The organism is Devosia sp. (genome assembly GCF_040509215.1).
Classification (GTDB): Bacteria; Pseudomonadota; Alphaproteobacteria; order Rhizobiales; family Devosiaceae; genus Devosia.
The window spans coordinates 1-17,138 of sequence record NZ_JBEVLL010000018.1 but is presented as its reverse complement, the minus strand read 5'-3'; the positions used below and the strand labels follow the sequence as shown (position 1 = coordinate 17,138).

General features: G+C 61.6%; 16 protein-coding genes. 11 read left to right on the top strand and 5 right to left on the bottom strand.

All coding sequences use genetic code 11. The annotated features are described in order from the left end of the window. From ABW043_RS00875 to ABW043_RS00840, 8 genes are all read left to right on the top strand, one after another. Positions 1-976 (top strand): acetyltransferase domain-containing protein (locus ABW043_RS00875; protein WP_353919358.1); only part of this gene is annotated, 976 nt, incomplete at its 5' end. A gap of 58 nt (positions 977-1,034) precedes the next feature. Beyond that, a complete protein-coding gene (locus ABW043_RS00870) occupies positions 1,035-2,336 on the top strand; it encodes a hypothetical protein (RefSeq protein ID WP_353919357.1) in 1,302 nt (433 codons plus the stop codon). Positions 2,337-2,418: 82 nt separating this feature from the next. Then, a complete protein-coding gene (locus tag ABW043_RS00865; RefSeq protein ID WP_353919356.1) occupies positions 2,419-3,162 on the top strand; it encodes a sulfite exporter TauE/SafE family protein in 744 nt (247 codons plus the stop codon). A 100-nt stretch (positions 3,163-3,262) separates the two neighbouring features. Next, positions 3,263-4,174 (top strand): LysR family transcriptional regulator, encoded by a 912-nt coding sequence (locus ABW043_RS00860; protein WP_353919355.1) that lies wholly within the window; start codon positions 3,263-3,265, stop codon positions 4,172-4,174. Between the two features lie 180 nt (positions 4,175-4,354). Next, positions 4,355-5,275 carry a siderophore ABC transporter substrate-binding protein gene (locus tag ABW043_RS00855; RefSeq protein WP_353919354.1) on the top strand — a complete coding sequence of 307 codons (921 nt, stop codon included), beginning with the start codon at positions 4,355-4,357 and terminating at the stop codon, positions 5,273-5,275. Positions 5,276-5,287: 12 nt separating this feature from the next. Further along, the gene (locus tag ABW043_RS00850; RefSeq protein ID WP_353919353.1) at positions 5,288-6,295 is read left to right on the top strand and encodes an ABC transporter permease; all 1,008 of its coding nucleotides are present in this window, start codon (positions 5,288-5,290) and stop codon (positions 6,293-6,295) included. Then, the gene (locus ABW043_RS00845) at positions 6,285-7,340 is read left to right on the top strand and encodes an iron chelate uptake ABC transporter family permease subunit (protein ID WP_502908574.1); all 1,056 of its coding nucleotides are present in this window, start codon (positions 6,285-6,287) and stop codon (positions 7,338-7,340) included. The genes ABW043_RS00850 and ABW043_RS00845 overlap by 11 nt, the downstream gene beginning before the upstream one ends. Beyond that, positions 7,337-8,095: an iron ABC transporter ATP-binding protein gene (locus ABW043_RS00840; protein ID WP_353919352.1), complete on the top strand. Its 759-nt coding sequence runs from the start codon at positions 7,337-7,339 to the stop codon at positions 8,093-8,095. Before ABW043_RS00845 ends, ABW043_RS00840 begins: the two co-directional genes overlap by 4 nt. Positions 8,096-8,112: 17 nt before the next feature. Here the strand turns inward: ABW043_RS00840 and ABW043_RS00835 are convergent, their stop codons facing one another. From ABW043_RS00835 to ABW043_RS00815, 5 genes are all read right to left on the bottom strand, one after another. Beyond that, complete coding sequence (locus ABW043_RS00835) at positions 8,113-9,822, bottom strand: PAS domain S-box protein (RefSeq protein ID WP_353919351.1); 1,710 nt, start codon at positions 9,820-9,822, stop codon at positions 8,113-8,115. Positions 9,823-9,856: 34 nt separating this feature from the next. After that, on the bottom strand, positions 9,857-10,690 hold the full coding sequence (locus tag ABW043_RS00830) for a sugar phosphate isomerase/epimerase family protein (RefSeq protein ID WP_353919350.1): 834 nt from the start codon (positions 10,688-10,690) through the stop codon (positions 9,857-9,859). Positions 10,691-10,772: 82 nt separating this feature from the next. Continuing rightward, entirely contained in the window at positions 10,773-11,603 is an 831-nt protein-coding gene (locus ABW043_RS00825; RefSeq protein WP_353919349.1) for an amidohydrolase family protein, read from the bottom strand. A gap of 72 nt (positions 11,604-11,675) precedes the next feature. Then, the gene (fabZ, locus tag ABW043_RS00820) at positions 11,676-12,128 is read right to left on the bottom strand and encodes a 3-hydroxyacyl-ACP dehydratase FabZ (protein ID WP_353919348.1); all 453 of its coding nucleotides are present in this window, start codon (positions 12,126-12,128) and stop codon (positions 11,676-11,678) included. A 123-nt stretch (positions 12,129-12,251) separates the two neighbouring features. After that, complete coding sequence (locus ABW043_RS00815) at positions 12,252-13,085, bottom strand: MurR/RpiR family transcriptional regulator (protein ID WP_353919347.1); 834 nt, start codon at positions 13,083-13,085, stop codon at positions 12,252-12,254. Positions 13,086-13,177: 92 nt separating this feature from the next. On the opposite strand from ABW043_RS00815, the gene ABW043_RS00810 reads away from it, so the two are divergent. The 3 genes from ABW043_RS00810 to ABW043_RS00800 all read left to right on the top strand — a co-directional run bounded on the left by ABW043_RS00810 (position 13,178) and on the right by ABW043_RS00800 (position 16,981). Continuing rightward, positions 13,178-13,948, top strand: coding sequence for an N-formylglutamate amidohydrolase (locus ABW043_RS00810; RefSeq protein ID WP_353919346.1), 771 nt, complete (start codon positions 13,178-13,180; stop codon positions 13,946-13,948). 42 nt (positions 13,949-13,990) lie between these two features. Continuing rightward, positions 13,991-15,535, top strand: a complete 1,545-nt coding sequence (locus tag ABW043_RS00805; RefSeq protein WP_353919345.1) for an amino acid permease — start codon at positions 13,991-13,993, stop codon at positions 15,533-15,535. An 87-nt stretch (positions 15,536-15,622) separates the two neighbouring features. Then, complete coding sequence (locus tag ABW043_RS00800; RefSeq protein WP_353919344.1) at positions 15,623-16,981, top strand: glutamine synthetase family protein; 1,359 nt, start codon at positions 15,623-15,625, stop codon at positions 16,979-16,981. Positions 16,982-17,138 lie beyond the last annotated feature (157 nt).

Genomic DNA, 17,138 nt, shown 5'->3' with positions numbered 1-17,138 from the left:
CGAAGTTTCTAAAAAGTCACGCCTTCCCGTCATCGATATCGCCCGCGGCGTCGCCATTCTCGCCATGGCGTTTTATCACTTCTGCTGGGACCTCTGGTACTTTGGATTCCTTGCGGCTGATGTGGGTTTCGATCCGCGCTGGGTGTTCTTTGCCCGCTCGATCCTTGCGAGCTTTTTGTTCCTGGTTGGCGTGGGCCTCGTGCTCGGGCATGGCGATGGCATTCGCTGGAAGAGCTTCTGGCGGCGCTGGCTGTTTGCCTTTGGCGGGGCCGTGGCAATTACCGTCGGCACGCTGATCGCCTTCCCCGAGAGCTTCGTTTATTTCGGCGTGCTGCATGCCATTGCGCTGTTCATGCTGATGGCGCTGCCGTTCCTATTCGCGCCGGTCGTGGTCGTCGCACTGGCGGCGCTGGCTTTCATCCTGCCGCCCTTCTTCTTTTCCAACATTCTGTTTGATGAGAAGATTTTCTCGTGGCTCGGCTTCTGGGTCGTTCCGCCTATCACCAATGATCTTGTGCCGGTGTTCCCGTGGTTCGGGGCAGTGCTCATTGGGATTCTCGTGACGCGGCTGGGCAAGGCGGCGCTGCTGCCGAAACTCGCCGCCATTCAGCCGACCGGCAAACTGCCGCGCGCCTTTGCGTTTCTGGGGCGCTGGAGCCTGCCGTTCTATCTCATTCATCAGCCGGTGCTGCTGGCGGTGATCGTGCCGCTCTCGATGCTTTTGGGGACGCAGGATACGCTGCGCGAGCAGGACTTTTTGCGCTCGTGCCAATCGACCTGCGAGACTGCGGGAACCTCGGCGGAGATGTGCACGACATACTGCCAATGCGGGCTTGAGGGTCTTGATCGCGACGGTCTATGGGATGCCGTCTATTCCGGCGTGCTGAGCCCGCAACAGCAGACCCAGCTCGATGCGAATAACCGGCAATGTTCGGCGCTGATCTATCCCGAATTGCTCGATACCCCCGAACAATAGGATTCTTCAGCTTGGGTTCAGGCCGCCGTGGTAAAGCAGTGGCAGAGGAGACCCTGCCATGCGCCACGCCGCTATCCTGCTTGCCCTGTTCGCGGCTTCGCCGGCCCTCGGCGACGATGCGCTGACTTTCCTCGGCGTGCTCAATGGACGCGATATCGTGGTGGAACTGACCGACGGGGGCACCGGCCCGGTCGTCGGTCGCTATACCTATCGCGATACTGGCGGGGACATTCCGCTGCTGGCGGTGTCGCATGGCGATGGCGGCATCGTGCTCAACGAGGAAGCGCCCTGCGACGAGAGCACCTGCAAGACCGATGACGAGGGCAAGGCGGTCGATCCGCCGCTCGCCGCGGTCTGGGAGCTGACCTATGACGGGGAAGAATATATCGCGACGGGCACGCGCACGACCCTCGACGGCAAGCCCAAGTCGGCGCCGCTGAAACTGGAAGTGCTTGCCTGGCGGACGCTCGATGCGTCCGAGGAAATCACGCCCTTTGGCCTCCACGATCGTTCGGCCTCGATGAGCTTCGATGATGCCGTGCCGCTCAATTGGGCCTCTGCGCCCTATGAAATGCAGCTCCTTGATACCACTCTCGATGAAGGGCTCGACGATCATGTGGGCGAGGCGAATTTCGTCTACGTCACCGACCCACGCACCAAGTTCGCCTTTCCTCGGGTAACGGGTTTTGACGATGGTTCGCCGGTCGATAAGGTCAATTCCATTCTGTCCGAGCAGCATGGCCGCATGAACCTGTCAGCTTTCGATTGCCTCGCCTTCCGCTACGCGACCTATGGCAAAGGCGAATACATGGCCGAGATGGGCGGTACGCTGGGGGACTATGACAGCGAACAGGTGAGCCTGAGCTACGCTTCGCCAAGACTGGTGAGCTGGGTGCAATCGGGCAGCCTCTGGTGCACCGGGGCGCATCCTTACAATCATGTCGACAGCTATACGTTTGATCTTGAGACGGGAAAACCGCTCGACCTGGCCAAGGTGTTTTCGGCCTGGGTGCCGCGCGAATGGGGTGCGGCGGTCGATGAGGTGGCCGATGCCAAGGCGGTTGCAGCCAATCCGGATGGGTTCTACTGGGGGCCGAGTGCGGGGCTGATGGCCTATGTGCGGGACAATATTCCCTCCGATCTCTTCGATGCCGAACTCGAATCCGAATGCATGCGCCCTGAGGCTATTGCCGAACATCTCGACATCCGCTTTGCGGACGGCAATGCCGTGGTGTTCACCCTCTCGGGCTTCCCGCACGTTGCCTCGGTGTGCAACGGCGATCTCTTCTCGGCGCCGATGGACGAGGTGAGCCAGTTTCTAGACAAGGGCGCGGCGGAGTATTTTCCGGGGGCTTTGTAATTTTAATCCGGACACGGGGGCGGCATGGCCCCTTGCCAAAGTTGCGCTGGTGGGGCGCTGATTGCTCGGTCATGAACATGTCATGTCCCCACTTCTTCTCGCTGTCATTGCTCTAGCCACCTTTTGTACCTCGATCCTGTCGGGGATTTTCGGCATGGCGGGCGGGATGATCCTCCTCGCGGCGCTGATGACCGTGTTGCCGGTGGTGACGGCGATTGCCGTGCAGGGTGTTATCCAGCTCATCGCCAATGGCTCGCGCGCCATCTTCTCCCGCCAATATATCGATTGGCGGATCCTGGGGACCATTCTCCTGGGGCTGCTGGCGGCGGCGACGCTGCTGTTCATCGTGCGGTACACGCCTGATTTCATCACCGTCTGCATTGCCGTGGGGCTCATGCCAATCCTTGTCTGGATTCCTAAGGACTGGCTGGCGCTCGATGCCAGCAAGCCGCTGCATGGCTTTCTCTGCGGGTTTTTCGGATCAGGGCTCAATCTCGCCGTGGGCGTTGCGGGACCGACCATCGATATCTTCTTCATTCGCACCGAAATGGATCGGCGCACGGTGATTGCCACCAAGGCGGCCGCGCAGGTGCTCTCTCATGGCGCCAAGATCGTCTTTTATGGCGTCATGGCATCGGCCGTGGGTGTGGGTGACTGGACCATCGCGCTGATCGCGGCGCCCTTTGCTATCCTCGGGACCAATGTCGGCTACCGTATCCTGCAGCGGCTGACGGACGATAATTTCCGCAAATGGACGCGCTGGATCGTCACCGGGATAGGGCTCTTCTATCTCGTGCGTGGATTGATGGCGCTGGCAGCGGGTTGAGCCCCGCATTTGCCGGCTTACGCACAAACAAATGCCCGAAAATACGCCGCGCCATTTTGAACTCCCGCAATCGCCCTCTATGGTGCGCGTGGGAGACGACATGGCACCTTTCGACAGCGTAACCGCGCGACTTATCCTGCTTTTGGCCGAAACGGGCTCGATCGGCCGCGCCGCCGAGCGCGAGGGGATCGCCTCTTCTGCCGTCAGCCGGCGTGTTTCCGATCTTGAGGCACGGCTGGGCGTGGTGCTGTTCGACCGTTCGGCGCAGGGCGTCAAATTGACCAGCGCCGGCGACGCCTATGCCGAAGGTTGCCGTACTGTCCTGCGCTCGATTGCCGATCTCGATGCCGTCATGGCCGAATTCGGCTCGGGCCTGAGGGGAAGCCTGCGGCTGGCCTCGACCGGTTCGGCGCTGACCGGGCGCTTGCCCGAACTTCTGGCGCGTTACGCCCAAAAATTTCCCGGCATCGAAATTGCCATTTCCGAGATGGGCGCTGCAAAGGCGCTGCTCGCGCTCGACGAAGGCCGGGCCGATGTCGCTATCGTTTCGGACAACTATGATTTCGCCCGCTTCGACATCAAGCCGTTCGAGGATGAGCGGGTCTGGGTGCTGGCGCCGCCGGATCACCCGCTGGCCAAATTGATCGAGCCGCGCAAGGCGATCTCCTTCGATGCGGCGCTGCCCTACGACATCGTCGGGATCCACCACACCGGTTCGCTCGACCGGCTGCTTTCGGAAGCGGCGACGGCCAAGGGCCAGAAGCTGACCGAGACGCTGCGGGTCGAAAGTTTTCCGGCGCTGGTGCGCATGGTCGAGGCGGGTTTCGGCATCGGTTTCCTGCGCTCGACGAGCCTCCATCTGCTCGCCGGCACCGATCTTGTCTGTGCCCCGCTGGCCGAAAGCTGGGCCATGCGCCAATTGCTGGTGGCGCGGCGCAAGTCGAGCCCGCAATCGGCGGCAATGAAGAGCTTTATTGCGCTCTGTGCCGAGACATACGCGCCCTCCAGCTGAAACGTTTTCGCAGACGGGCCGCGTAAACCACGAAAAATAAAAGCGATTCTCATCTGACAAAAGTCTGATCGGCTGCGTCATATTTTCCTTTGACTCACCCAAATGTGCTGGCTAGGAACTTGATAAGCGCTGTCAGGATTTCGACGGCGTGTCCCTGATGCAAACCGATTGGATCGTCCCGTGACATCGCTTTTCCGCACCACTGCATTCGCCGCTGTTCTCGCCAGCGCCGCCGTGTTCGCCCCCCTGGCATTTGCCCAGGACAAGGTGATCGCCCATGCCCAGGGTGAAACCACCATTGCCGGCGTGCCGGAAAAAGTGCTGGTGCAGGACTGGGCCGTGTTCGACGATCTCAACGCGCTGGGCGTCGCCGTTGCCGGCGTGCCGTCTTCCAATGCGCCAACCTATCTGGCTGACAAGATCCCGGCCGATGCGCTGCAGATCGGTTCGCTGTTTGAGCCCGATTTTGAAGGCATTGCTGCCGCCGAAGCCGATATCTACTTCATCGCCGCCCGCTCGCGCGAAGCAATCGGCACCTCCAAGGACATCCTGCCCACCGTTGACCTCTCGGTCGACAACGGCTCGATCGTCGAAGGCGTCAAAAAGAACATGACGACGCTCGGCGACATCTTTGGCCTCGAAGCCAAGGCTACCGAACTCAACGCCGCGCTCGATGCCAAGGTCGCTGAAGTGAAAGCTGCAGCCGAAGGCAAGGGCAATGCGCTGGTGCTCGTGACCAATGCCGGCAAGCTTGGCGTCTATGGCCCGGATTCGCGCGTCTCCTGGATCTACAACGAAGTTGGCATGCCTTCGGCGCTGGATGGCGTGAAGGACGGCGACCATGGTGGTGACTCCGTGTCGTTCGAATTCCTCCTTGAAGTGAACCCGGACTGGGTGTTCGTCGTCGATCGTGACGCCGGCACGGGCGAGAATGCTGGCGCAGCTGCTGCACTCCTCGACAACGAACTCTTCAACCAGACGACGGCAGCCAAGGAAGGCCACATCGTCTATGTCGACCCGCAGGCTTCCTACATCACCATGCACGGCTACCAGGGCGTGCTGCTGCTGCTCGACCAGGTTCTGGCTGGGCTGAATAGCTAAAGACTAGTCACGATGGCCGGAGCGATCCGGCCATCATCCTTTCGCCGGGGCCCCACCGTGCGCATTCTGCTTTTCGCCTTTCTCGCGACGCTGATCCTGGCTTTCATCAGCCTCTTTGTCGGCGTCAGCGACGTCTCGCTGCCCGCTTTGCTGTCGGGCACGGCGGATGCGCGCGCCGTTGAAATCTTCTTCATCAGCCGCGTGCCGCGCACTCTTGCACTGATGCTGGCCGGAGCCTCCATGGCCATTGCCGGGCTCGTCATGCAGATGGTCGTGCGCAATCGCTTCGTCGAACCCTCGACGGCGGGCACGAGTGAATCGGCGGCTCTGGGCTTTCTTGTGGTGACGCTGCTGGCGCCCGAATGGCCGCTGATGGCCAAGATGGCGGTGTCGGCGCTCTTTGCGCTGGGTGGGACGGCGCTGTTCCTGCGCATTCTGCGCGCGGTGCCGCTGCGCGACGTGCTGCTGGTGCCGCTCGTCGGCATCATGCTCGGCGGTGTCATTGGCGCGGTCAGCGCCTTTATCGCCTATCGCACCAATCTCATGGCCTCGCTGCTCGCCTGGAACATGGGTGATTTTTCGGGCGTTTTGCGCGGGCGCTATGAGCTGCTCTGGCTTGGGCTCGCCGGGGGCATTCTTGCCTATATCGCGGCGGATCGCTTTACGGTTGCCGGCATGGGCAAGGACTTCACCACCAATCTCGGGCTCAACTACAAGCGCGTCATGGTGCTGGGGCTGGTGATCGTATCCGTGGTCAGCGCCGTGGTGCTGGTTTCTGTCGGTTCGATCCCGTTCCTGGGGCTGATCGTGCCCAATCTCGTCAGCCTGGTGGTTGGCGACAATATGCGCCGCACCGTGCCCTGGGTGGCGGTGGGCGGGGCAGGCTTTGTGCTCGCCTGCGATATCGTCGGGCGGTTGATCCGCTTTCCCTACGAGATACCGATTGCCGTGGTCATGGGTGTCGTGGGCAGTGCCGTGTTCCTCTACCTCCTGCTGAGGACGCCGCGCCATGCAAGTTGATGCGGGTTCCGATAACGGCGTCGTTCCCGCAAACGGGGATTCCCGCTTTCGCGGGAATGACACCGAGAGGGAGAATAGTTCGGGGCGGAAGAAATTATCGCGGCCGGCGCTGGTGCTGATTGCGCTTGGCGTGGCTGCGCTCGTTTCCATCGCGCTGTTCATGACGCTCGATGCCAAGGGGAGCTGGACCTTTGTGCTCTCGTTCCGCGGCAAGAAGCTGCTCTCGCTGGTGCTGGTCGCCTATTCGGTGGCGGTGTCAACGGTGCTGTTCCAAACGGTTACGAACAATCGCATCCTGACCCCCTCGATCATGGGCTTTGATGCGCTCTATGTCCTGATCAAGACCGGGGTCGTGTTCTTCTTCGGCGTTTCGGCGCTGGTGTCGATCGATAGCCAGATCCAGTTCGTCGTCGAACTCTTCGTCATGGTTGGCTTTTCCTTCCTGCTGTTCCGCTGGCTGTTTCTGGGCGAGGAGCGGAGCCTGCACCTCTTGGTGCTAGTCGGCATCGTCTTCGGCATCCTGTTCCGCAGCCTGTCGCAATTGATGCAGCGCATGCTCGATCCCGGCGCCTTCAATGTGCTGCAGGACACGCTCTTTGCGAGCTTCGCGACGACCGATCCGACCTTGCTTGGCATTGCCACACTGATCGTGGCGATCACCAGTTTTGTCGGCTGGCGGCTGATGCATACCTACGACGTGCTTTCGCTCGGACGTGCGCAGGCGATCAATCTCGGAGTCGACTACAAGCGGACGGTAGCGATCATCCTGGTGCTGGTCGCCATTCTCGTGTCGGTGTCGACGGCGCTGGTGGGTCCGGTGACCTTCTTCGGCCTGCTCGTCGCGACGCTGGCGCATTCGCTCATCGGCAATTCAAAGCACCGCTACGTGCTGCCGGCGGCGGTGCTGCTTGGCTTCATTGCGCTGGTGGGTGGGCAGACCCTGCTCGAGCGCGTCTTCGCCTTCGATACGGCCCTGTCCATTATTATCGAATTTCTGGGCGGCCTCGTTTTCATTGTCCTGGTGCTGCGGAGATCGGCCCGATGATCATCACCTCCGATGTCAGCAAATCTTATGGCGAAAGCACTGTCGTCGACGGCGTCTCGCTGAGCCTGCCCAAAGGCGGCATCACCTCCATCATCGGCCCCAATGGCGCCGGAAAATCGACGTTGCTCTCCATGGTCAGCCGCTTGATGGCCATGGACAAGGGCTCGGTGACGGTGGACGGGCTCGATGTCAGCAAGACCCCCGGCGACGTGCTGGCGCGGCGGCTCTCGATCCTGCGGCAAGACAATCACATGACCGCGCGCCTGACGGTGCACGATCTCGTCTCCTTCGGGCGCTATCCCTATTCCAAGGGGCGGCTGACGGCTGATGATAAGGTACATATCGATGAAGCCATCGGCTATCTCGATCTCACGGCCCTGTCGGGGCGGTTCCTCGACGAGCTTTCCGGCGGGCAGCGGCAGCGGGCTTTTGTCGCCATGGTACTGTGCCAGGACACGGACTATGTGCTACTCGACGAGCCGCTCAACAATCTCGACATGAAGCATGCCATGGGGATGATGAAGCTCTTGCAGCGGGCGGTGAGCGAATTGGGCAAGACTGTCGTGCTGGTGCTGCACGACATCAATTTTGCCTCCTGGTACTCAACCCACATCGTCGCCATGAAGCTTGGCAAGGTGGCAGCGCAGGGCTCGGTGGACGAGATGATCCGGCCCGATGTGCTCTCGTCCATTTATGAAATGGACATCGCCGTGCACGAAATCGCCGGCCAGAGGATCAGCGTTTATTACGGCTGATCTGGGATCAGCGTCTATTACGGCTGATCGACGGTCATTTCGGCAAAACACACGACCTGCCCGCGGCCGCCGGCCTTGGCGGCGTAGCACGCGGCATCGGCCTCGCCGAGATAGCCGAGGCCTGATTCAGAACGCGATTTGATGATGGTGACGCCAACGCTGGCGCCGATGCGATAGCTGCGCCCGTTCCAGGAAAAGGCCAGGGACGAAATGGCCCGCACGATCTTTTCAGCCACCTTGCGCCCATTGCCGAGCGGGCAGTCTTCGAGCAGCACGGCGAATTCGTCGCCGCCGAGACGCGCGGCAAGATCGTGCCCGCGACAGGCGCCACGAATGGTTTCGGCGACCTGCTTAAGGAGCGCGTCGCCGGCGGCATGGCCGGCCGTGTCATTGACCGGCTTGAAGCGGTCGAGGTCGACATAGAGCAGGCAATGCTGGCGCTGGCCATCGCGCGCTGAACCCATGGCCGTGCTCATCGCGCGATCAAAGGCGGCGCGATTGGGTAGGCCCGTGAGCACGTCATGGCTGGCGGAATGGACAAGCTGGCGCTGCAGGGCGCGGCTCTGGGTAATGTCCTGAAACACCAGCACGGCGCCCGACACCTTGCCATCGGGCATGATGACGGGAGAAACCGAGCAGCGAATGTCGCGGGCGTGCCCATCGCGCGACACCAGCACGACTTCGTCGGTTACTTCCATCGCCTTCCTGTGCGTCAGGCAGGCGACGGCGGGGCAGGATGCCGCCTCGTCGGAATGGGCATGGCGCAGGGGAAAGACGGTTTCAGCAAAAAGGCCCTTGGCCTCGGCGGCGGAAAAGCCGGTAAAGCGCTCGGCGGCCGGATTGATGAAGGTCACGCGGCCCTGGTCATCGGTGGCGATCATGCCATCAGCAATGGCTTCCAACGTGACGCGCAGGCGTTCCTTTTCGGCCGCCAGTTCCCGCTCGATGGTCTTTAAATGGGTGATGTCGGTATCGGTGCCGATGGTGCGCAGCGGCTCGCCACTCTCGTCCCATTCGACCGGCCGGCCACGGCTGAGAATCCAGATATAGCGGCCATCGCGGGTCCGCTCGCGATATTCGAGCGCGTCGAGACTATCGTCGCCCTGATCCTGCCGATGCACATTGGCGATGACGTGGGGACGATCGTCGGGATGGATGCGTTCGAGCCATTTCTGCTGGTCGCCATCCACCTCTTCATCGGCCGGAATGCCGCGCATCTTTCGCCACATGCGCGAATAGAACATCGTATCCTTGCGGATATCGTGGTCCCAGACGCCCTGCCGCGCGCCCTCAAGCGCATGGTTCCAGCGGCTTTCCGAATAGGCCAGAGCTTCTTCGGCGCGCTTCTGCAATTCGATGCTGGTGACTTGCAGGATGAGGCAATCAGGATGGTCATCCTCGTCCGTTGAAAGGGCCGCGGCCAGCATGACCCAGATGGGAGTGCCATCGGCATGGCGCAGGCGGTGCTCGCCGCGATAATGGGCGCTTTCGCCGCGGGCGATACGCACCAGATGCTGCCGCGCTGCGCCGGTATCGTCGGGATGGATGAGGCTGAAGCCGTCGAGATTTTGGCCCACGTCCAGCCTGTGGCCGAGAAGCCGGGTGAAGGCGGGATTTAGATAGCGCACCGCGCCGTCGAGCCCGGTGACGAGCATGCCGACCGGCGCCACTTCGGCAAGACGCGACAGAACCGGCACGGCACGCGGGGCGCGCCGGGACCGTGTCACTCGCCGTTGCGCGACGCGCACGAGGCTCATGCGTTCAGACCTCGATGAGCGAGAGGATGAAATCGCGCTCGAGCGCCAAGCCTGCCCATTCGTGCGGCTGTTCCGCGTCGAAGATCAGCGTATAGGGACCCTTGTAGCCGGCCTCTTCTGCCGCTCCGACACAGGCGCCGTAATCGGCTTCGTCGAGCTGGCCGCCGACAAAGCTCGCCTTGGCGTGGCAGAGTTCTGCCCGGGCAAAGATCGAGGCGAGATCCTCGTATTTGGTATCGCCACCCCAATTGCCGAAATCGCCGAGGAGGCCAACCTTGCCCTCAAGCCGGTCGAGCACTTCATGCACCACTGCCGGGGTCGAGAGCAGGTCGAACCAGTTTTCCGTCACGAGGCGAACCGATGAACCTGCATTGGTCGCCGCCAGGCGCTTCAGCGCTGAAACCGAGCGGTCGATATTGACCTTGGTGGGCTTCTGCTTGCCGGCGATGATGCGGGCATTTTCTGCGCCGAGCTCGTTGGCGACCTCGATCCAGCCGGCAATCCAGCTTTCGTCGCGGCTGCCATATTCGGGATGGGTGATATCGCCCGCGTCGATCAGCAGCGTCTGCAAGGTGACTTCGGAGACGCGGAGCTGGTCTTTTAGTTCGGCAAGGTAGATGGAATCGCGGCTGCGCATATGGAAGGAAACCACTTCCAGCCGATGATAGCCGTGATTGGCCAGGACGGACGGCAGGCCGAGCAGCGACTCGGTGCCCTCGCCATAGCTGTCCTCACCCGGCCCGATGGCGCTGGTGGTCAGATCATGCGGATAGGTCGTGCCCAATAGGCGATGCAACGACCAGGTGGAGACCGCGATGCGGTCAGCACTCTGGGCCATGAAAATTCTCCCCAATTCCTCCACGTGCAGAGTCTCACGCACTTCGAGGGGCTGCAATACAATTTGTTATAGCGACAAACGATTAGCCGAGGCGATAGATGCGCTCGGCATTGCGATAAAACAGCTTTTCCTGGTTCTCGGTGCTTTCGCCGGAAACGATTTCGCGCGCGGCCTCGGCCCAGCGGGTGAGCGAGCCGGTGAGGGTGACGACCGGATGATCCGAACCCCAGACGACGCGGTCCCAGCCGAAGCTGTCCACGACGTGTTCGACATAGGGGCGCAGGGTTTCAGGCGTCCAGTCGGGATCGCAGTGGTTCACGATGCCCGAAACCTTGCCGATGACATTTGGGAGGGCTGCGACCTCGCGAAGGCTCTGCCGCCAAGGGTCGAGGCCAATGCCATTGATGTCGGGATTGCCGCAATGGTCGAGGATGAAGGTCACCTCGGGCACGCGTTGGGCTAATGCGACGCCGAGATGGAGCTGGTCGGCGCGGAGGCACAGGTCGAAGGTGAGGCCATGCTGGGGGAGGAGGCGCAGATTATCGGCGAAAAGCTCCGGCTCGCTGACTGTGTCTGGCACTTCGTGGAGAATGCGGCGTAGGCCCTTTATCCGGCCATTGCCGACGGCGAGCAGCTTTTCGAGCTGGGCCGGGAAATCGGGATGTTCGGGGCGGCAGGCGGCGATGGCGCCAGTGATGCCGGGGAGACCAAGGACGAACTCGGTTTCGGGCACGATATCGGCTTCGGCGACATCGACTTCCATATGGAGCGCAGCTTCGATCCCCAGTGGCTTTGCCTCAGCCCAATAAGCCTCCACGGTCCACGGCTTGTTGATGGCTGGAGCATTGCCGAGCCAAGGATAGGAAAGCCGGTCGGGATAGATGAGGTGAAGGTGGGTATCGATGATGCGCATGGTCGTCCTCCTGCGCATCTGGGTATCAGAAAATTGCGGCGATCACAGGGGGATGTGCCGGTGCGTCTCGATCTACTTCGGTACGAACATGGCGGTGATGAGCGCCTCGGCAACCACCCGATCGCCGACCTTGGCAATGCCCTGGTAGCGACCAACCTGGCGGCGTCTTTGTTCCTTTTTCAGGTGAAAATGCAGCACGTCGCCGGGGAGGGCGGGGCTCCTGAACCTGGCCTGATCGACGCCAAGCAAAAGCATCGAGCTTGTCTCTTCGCCCTGTCCGCGCATGGCGATGGCGCCGGCGGTTTGGGCAATGGCTTCAATGATGAGGACACCGGGGAAAATGGGCTGGCCGGGAAAGTGACCCTGCGCCCAGGGCTCATTTATCGTGATGCACTTCACGCCGATGGCGCTGTCGTCACCATCGATCTCGATGATCTTGTCCAGCATGAGCATGGGGAAGCGGTGCGGCAACACGCTGAGGAGTTCGCTGATGTCCATCGCGCTGAGTTCGGCCATGTCGCTCATTCCTCTCAAATCACATGCCGGGGCATGGCACTACCTATATCGCTACCACTTACTACATTGCGGGCTCTGGCCGAGACCGGAAATGGCTTTTTTCAGAGATAGTTGCTCCACGAGGGCCCAGGACTATTCCCCCTCCAGCGCCCCGATGCGTTCGCTGGCCGTTTCCCAGCCCAGTTCCGTAACCCTCGCTATCATTGCTTCGACGAGCCCAAGCAGCACCGCGTTGGCGTCCCATGTCCGCCCCGTTTCAGTGCGGCAGGGGAGACAGTAGCGGGCGTGGCGGGCGATGGGGCTCAGCCATTCGTCGGTGATGAGGACGATGTGCGCCTTTCGGCGGGAGAGGGTGTGAGCAATGTCGAGCATGGCCGGATCGTAGCGGCGGACGTCGAAGAGGATGGCGAGGTCGCCCGGTTTGACGTCGATGAGCTGGTCGGCCGATGTGGCCGGACGCCCGTCGAGGCGGCGGATGCCGGGGCGGATGAGCCGGAGATGGGCTTCCAGATACCCGGCGAGAAAGTCGGTAAAGCGGCCGCCGGCGAGGTAGCAGGTGCGCTTGGTTTCAGCGAGGCGCCGGCAGACCGTTTCGAATTCGCCGGGTGAAATGAGGGCCGCGGTTTCTTCCATGCGGCGGGCCGATTGGGCGAGGAAGGCCGAGAGATAGGGCGCTTCGCCCGAGTGGCCCGGGGGCGTCGTGCCGCGTTGCAGCGGCGATTTGGAGCGCTCTTCGAGCTCTTCGCGCAGGGCGCGCTGGAAATCGGGATAGGACTTGAAGCCCAATTGGGCGACGAAGCGCACGATGGTCGCGGCGCTGACATCGGCGCCGGCGGCGAACTCGGCGACGGGGGCGAGACCGAGGAGGGGGTAATTGCCAAGAAGGCCGCGGGCGGCGCGTCTCCCGGCCGCTGTCAATTGCTCGTCGAGGTCGTGAATCCGTGCGGCGACGGTCTTACCGTCCATTTCCCCTCCTGAACCCTGCGTTTCAATATTGACAGAAGTTTCGTTTGTGGAACTACTGTTACAGAAGTTAATCGCAGGCCTATAGAGGGAATATGGACGGCGAAGCGCAAAAATCGGTTCTGGTGACCAACGCGCGGGGCGCTTCGCCCTTCGTCATTCTTTGCGATCATGCCTCCAATAGAATTCCCGAACGCTATGGCAATCTCGGGCTTTCGGCGACCGAACGGCTGAGCCATATCGCCTGGGACCCCGGCGCGCTGGCGGTGAGCCGGGTGCTCTCGGACCTGCTCGATGCGCCGCTGGTGGAATCCACCGTCTCTCGCCTCATCATCGACTGCAATCGCGCCCTCGATGCGCCGGACCTGATCTGGACGCTGTCGGAGCGGACGCGCATTGCGGCCAATGAAAACATCACCGCTGAAGAACGGGACTATCGTATCGCCCAGTATCACCGACCCTTTCATGGGGCGATCGACGTGTTGCTCGAAGCGCGCCGCCATGCGGGCGTCGAGACCATGGTCGTCTGCATGCACTCCTTTACGCCCGTGTTTCTGGGCAAGAAGCGGCCCTGGCCCATCGGCGTCATTCATGGCCGGGACGAACGCTTCACCAAGGCATTTCGCGATGCGATGGCGGTGGAGCGGCCCCAGCTGAATATCGGCTGGAACGAGCCCTATGCCGCGCTCAATGGCGTGACCCTGACGCTCGAAAAGCATGGCGACGGGCGCGGGCTCGAAGCCACCATGATCGAAATCCGTAACGACGAAATTCTCTCGCCCGAAGGGGTCGGCCAATGGGCCGGGCTGATCGCGCGGAGCCTGCAACATGCGCGCGAAGAGCGACGGCAGGCCCGAACGCACTAGGCGAGACACACAGGGTTCAGCATAACCAAGGGGACAGGGACGATGGCTGATACCAAGAAGGTGGGAAGTGTCGCTTATGCGACACGAGACAAGTCGTATTTCGAAAAGCGCGGATTGCAGCGTTACGCTGGCATCTGGTCGCTTTGGGCGCTCGGCGTCGGCGCGGTGATTTCAGGCCATTTTTCAGGCTGGAACTTTGGCTTCATGACCGGCGGCTGGGGCGGCATGGTCGTGGCCGCCGCCATTATCGCCATCATGTATCTGGGCCTTGTTTCATCCATCGCCGAAATGAGCCCGGCGCTGCCGCATACCGGCGCAGCATATTCCTTCGCACGTACCTCGATGGGGCCATGGGGCGGTTTCATTACCGGGCTGTTCGAGAACGTCGAATATGTGCTGACGCCGGCGGTGATCTGTACCTTTATCTCGGGCTATTTCGGTTCGATAACCGGGCTTGATACGGCCTGGTATCCGCTGCTCTGGGTGGTGTTCTTCGTCATATTCCTGGCGCTCAACATCTATGGCGTGGCGCTGAGCTACAAGGTGACGCTGGTCGTTACCCTGATCTCGCTGGCAGGCCTGGCCTTCTTCTGGGTCAGCGCTTTCCCCAATATCGATTTTGGTCGCTGGGCGCTCAATATCGGTGTTAGCCCGGAAGGCACTGCGGTCGAATTGCCCGAAGGCAATGGTTCGTGGTTCCCGTTTGGCTGGCAGGGCGTCTTGGCGACGCTTCCTTTCGCGGTCTGGCTGTTCCTTGCCATCGAGCAGGTGCCGCTGGCGGCCGAGGAATCTGTCGATCCTAAGCGCGATCTGCCGCGCGGCATTCTGCTTGGTTTCTGCACGCTGCTGCTTTCGGCCTTCCTCATCGTGCTGCTCAATCCATCCATTCCGGGTGTCGGCAGCTTTGCGCTGGGGTCTTCGCTTGAACCGGCATTGGATGGTATCCGCGCTATTTATGGCGACGCCGCCGCGCCGATCTTTGGCGTCGTGGCCCTGATAGGGCTCATCGCCTCGTTCCACACCATCCTTTATGCGCAGGGTCGCCAGGTCTATTCGCTGAGCCGCGCGGGATATTTCCCATCGGCACTGTCAGTCACGCATGAAAAATACAAAACACCGCATCTGGCGATGATTTCGGGCGCGACGCTCGGCCTCGTCGTCATGCTGGCGATCTGGTTCGTCAATGGTGGTGGTGGCCCCGGCGAAACGCAGCTCGGCGACGATATCATCGGCTCGGTGCTACTCAATATGGCCGTCTTCGGCGCTATGCTGAGCTACATCATGCAGGCGCTGAGCTTCATCATCCTGCGGCGCAACCAGCCCAATATCGAGCGGCCGTTCCGCTCGCCGGTGGGCATTCCGGGTGCTGTGCTGACCATCATCATCGCGGCGGTGACGCTGTTCTACCAGTTGCAGGACCCGAACTTCTACAAGGGCGTGATCTGGGTCGTGCTGTGGTGCGCCATTGGCGTCGTCTATTTCGCCCTGGTGGGCCGCCACAAGCTGATCCTCTCGCCCGAAGAAGAGTTCGCGCTTGAGCATCGCGGCGATGCTGCGGTCGCCGCGGCCGTGGCGCCAAAGGCCTGACAATAAAGCGGGGCGCCGCGGAGAACGGCGCCCCGACCCCTTCGCGCACCAATGACGCGGCGGGCTGACAAACTGAGGGATTTTGACGTGAGCTATCTGCTCGAAAATTTACGCGAGGACGTTGCAGCTGGGCGCATCGATACGGTGCTGGTTGCCTTTCCCGATATGCAGGGGCGGCTGATCGGCAAGCGCTTCCAGGCCGAATTCTTCCTCGATGGCGCCCTGGATGAAACCCATGGCTGCAACTACCTGCTGGCCGACGATATCGACATGGAGCCGGTGCCCGGCTACGCGGCGGCGAACTGGGGCAAGGGCTATGGCGACTTCGTCATGAAGCCCGACATTTCGACACTGATGAAATGCACCTGGCTCGAGGGGACCGCGCTGGTGTTGGCCGATCTCGTCGACCACCATCACCACGAACCCATTCCGCACGCGCCGCGCAGCATTTTGAAGAAGCAATTGGCGCGGCTTGAGGCCATGGGGCTCTCGGCCAATTTCGCCAGCGAACTCGAATTCTATCTCTTCGACGAGACGTTCCGCTCGGCCCATGACAAGGGCTACCAGAACCTGACGGCCGCCGGCTATTACATCGAGGATTACCACATCTTCCAGACGACCAAGGAAGAAGGGGTGATGCGCGCGCTGCGCAATCAATTGCATGCCTCGGGCATTCCGGTCGAAAATTCGAAGGGCGAATGGGGCCCCGGCCAGGAAGAGATCAACGTCCGCTATGCCGAGGCGCTCGTTATGGCCGACCGACATGTGGTCATCAAAAACGCCACCAAGGAAATCGCCTTCGGCCAGGGCAAGGCCGTCACCTTCATGGCCAAGTGGGCCTATGACCTCGCCGGGTCTTCGGCACACATCCATATGTCGCTGGCCAAGGACGGAAAAAACCAGTTCATCGACGAGAGCGATGCACTCGGCATGTCGGGCCTGATGAAGCATTTCATGGCGGGCCTTCTTACATACGCCGGCGACATCACCTATTTCCTCGCGCCCTATATCAATTCCTACAAGCGCTTTCAGGTCGGCACCTTTGCGCCGACCAAGGCGATCTGGAGCAGTGACAACCGCACGGCGGGTTTTAGGTTGTGCGGCGAGAACACCAAGGGCGTGCGCGTCGAGTGCCGTATCGGCGGAGCCGATCTCAATCCATACCTCGCCTTTGCGGCTCTCCTGGCCGCTGGGTTGAAGGGGATCGAGGAAAAACTCGTGCTGGAGCCCGCTTTTTCGGGCGATGCCTATGCTGGCGAAAAACTGCGCGAGGTGCACAAGACGCTGCGTGATGCAGTGGCCGCGCTCAAGGGTTCAGACATGCTCGTCGAGGCTTTTGGGGCCGAGGTGGTGGAGCACTATGTGCACACGGGCAATTGGGAGCAGTTCGAATATGATCGCCGCGTGACCGACTGGGAGCGCAAGCGCGGGTTCGAGCGGAGCTGAGGGGGCGGGGTCTCATCTAGCCCCCCTCCTTCGTCATTGCCGGCTTGTCCCGGCAATCCATCTGGCCTCCGCATGGACCACCGGGACAAGCCCGGTGGTGACGATGGAGGGGAGACGTTGGGGCTCTCGGGCCGGCTCCAGTCGGAGGCCTCAGGCG

Bases quoted from the DNA above. Each gene is read 5' to 3' on its own strand.
- ABW043_RS00870 (WP_353919357.1), top strand. From the start codon at position 1,035: ATGCGCCACGCCGCTATCCTGCTTGCCCTGTTCGCGGCTTCGCCGGCC.
- ABW043_RS00865 (WP_353919356.1), top strand. From the start codon at position 2,419: ATGTCCCCACTTCTTCTCGCTGTCATTGCTCTAGCCACCTTTTGTACC.
- ABW043_RS00860 (WP_353919355.1), top strand. From the start codon at position 3,263: ATGGCACCTTTCGACAGCGTAACCGCGCGACTTATCCTGCTTTTGGCC.
- ABW043_RS00850 (WP_353919353.1), top strand. From the start codon at position 5,288: ATGGCCGGAGCGATCCGGCCATCATCCTTTCGCCGGGGCCCCACCGTG.
- ABW043_RS00845 (WP_502908574.1), top strand. From the start codon at position 6,285: ATGCAAGTTGATGCGGGTTCCGATAACGGCGTCGTTCCCGCAAACGGG.
- ABW043_RS00840 (WP_353919352.1), top strand. From the start codon at position 7,337: ATGATCATCACCTCCGATGTCAGCAAATCTTATGGCGAAAGCACTGTC.
- ABW043_RS00830 (WP_353919350.1), bottom strand. From the start codon at position 10,690: ATGGCCCAGAGTGCTGACCGCATCGCGGTCTCCACCTGGTCGTTGCAT.
- ABW043_RS00825 (WP_353919349.1), bottom strand. From the start codon at position 11,603: ATGCGCATCATCGATACCCACCTTCACCTCATCTATCCCGACCGGCTT.
- fabZ (WP_353919348.1), bottom strand. From the start codon at position 12,128: ATGAGCGACATGGCCGAACTCAGCGCGATGGACATCAGCGAACTCCTC.
- ABW043_RS00815 (WP_353919347.1), bottom strand. From the start codon at position 13,085: ATGGACGGTAAGACCGTCGCCGCACGGATTCACGACCTCGACGAGCAA.
- ABW043_RS00810 (WP_353919346.1), top strand. From the start codon at position 13,178: ATGGACGGCGAAGCGCAAAAATCGGTTCTGGTGACCAACGCGCGGGGC.
- ABW043_RS00805 (WP_353919345.1), top strand. From the start codon at position 13,991: ATGGCTGATACCAAGAAGGTGGGAAGTGTCGCTTATGCGACACGAGAC.